Consider the following 1,643-nt stretch of genomic DNA (forward strand, 5'->3'; position numbering starts at 1 on the left):
CCCGTTGAAACAGCTCCCACAGTTTGTCCGGCACCAACCGCTCAACCATCGACACCGGGCCAGGCTATCGAGAATCCAAATGAGATGAGCTCTTAATGGGAGCCACTCTGTCCCCGGGATATGACTCTGGGCGGGGGTTCGGGATGGGGGCATGCCGATATCCCCACAGGACACAAGGCCCTTTGGGTCTGACACCCACTCGGGGGTGATCTCGTCGGGGTGGTGTTCCACCTGGCGGAAGTACGCGGTGGTTAGAGGGCGGTGGCTGGGGCTGGCTCGCCTTCCCCATCCCCGGACCCGCTGGTCTCGGTGTCCTGCCGGTTCTGGGCGTGGTGGTGCTCCCAGATCTGCCGGTTCACCTTGGCCTGCAACCGGTGCTTGAGCCGGTTATGGGTCGAGCACAGCACCTGCATGTTGTCCGCACTCGTGACCCCGCCGTGGGAGAAGGGGACGATGTGGTCGTACTGCGACCAACTACGCGGCATGTCGCAGCCCTCGTGCCACTCGCAGTAGGGCTTCTTGAACCCCGCCGCCTGGCGCACCGGATCCGGTGCGCACCGCTGCTTACGCCCCACATCCAACAGAGTCCGACCCTGGGCGTCGGTCACGAACCGACGCAACCAGCTGTGGGGGGTCAGGCGGGCCACCATCTGATCCGGGAGGACCACACCATCCTCGGTGGTGGCGGGCTCAGCCGTCCTGTCACCGAGGAAGCGTTTGAGGGGGACGGTGATGTTCAACGTGGCCAACGGTTGGCGGCTCAGGCTGGAGCAACCCCGGTGGGTCAGAGCGGTCTCGAAGATGCGCATCATCGCGTCATAGGTGCGCTGATGCTTCGGCATCGCCGCGTTCTCCGGCCCATACGGCTGCGTGTAAGCCTGCAGAGCGGCCTGGATGAGCTCGTTGTCGGCCCCCGGCCCCCACATCCGCAACAAAAACCCGGACTCGAACGTAGGCGAGAATTGCGCACCCCGGCTCTCGAACGTTTCGTCATAGTCCCGGTCGGCCTTATCCGGGTCCAGGCGGGCGACGAACCATTTCGCCGCGTTCCGCAACTGGCGCACCGAAGCCTTCGGGCACTCGGCCTTGAAACCGATCAGCCCGAATTCCAACCGGGCCCGAAAACCCTCCACATCCGGGCGGGTGGCCCGGAAATCCTCATCACCCTTTTCCCGCACCTGCGCCCAATCGGCCACAGCTTTTTCGGTGGAGGTCGCGATCGCGCACGCCTCACCCAAAGACAGAGTCTGCTTCCCGAACGCTTCTTCCACGAGCGGCAGCTGTTGTTTGTACAACGCCCGAGCGAGGGTGGCAAGGCTCTTGGCCTCGGCCGGAGAGGTGCCCCACTGGTGGGTGATCCACGCTTGGATGCTGCGCTGGCCACCCTCTTCCAACAGGGCACCGGTGGCCTCCATGCGGGCCAGGGCGGGCAGCATCCCATAACGGATCCGGTCGACTTCCCCATTGAGCCGGCGAAACTGTGCGAGCATATCGGCTTCGCACCCGAATGGGATATCCCGGCCGGAGAATTCCACCGCGATCTCCCGGGCACCCGCCATCGCCTTATCGACCGGGGTGTTCCCGGTCGGGCGCGGTGCGTGGGGAGGAAAGCTCATACTCTGATTATATGCGAACACCCCAGG

Annotated in this window: 1 protein-coding gene; it reads right to left on the reverse strand. The window is 64.5% G+C overall.

Annotated features, from left to right (window positions below; genetic code table 11):
• Positions 1-251 precede the first annotated feature (251 nt).
• Entirely contained in the window at positions 252-1,616 is a 1,365-nt protein-coding gene (locus tag ABZ717_RS28605; RefSeq protein WP_358516387.1) for a DUF222 domain-containing protein, read from the reverse strand.
• Between the last annotated feature and the right edge of the window lie 27 nt (positions 1,617-1,643).

Origin of the sequence: Nocardiopsis sp. NPDC006832, from assembly GCF_040635885.1 — a bacterium.
Taxonomy (GTDB): domain Bacteria; phylum Actinomycetota; class Actinomycetes; order Streptosporangiales; family Streptosporangiaceae; genus Nocardiopsis.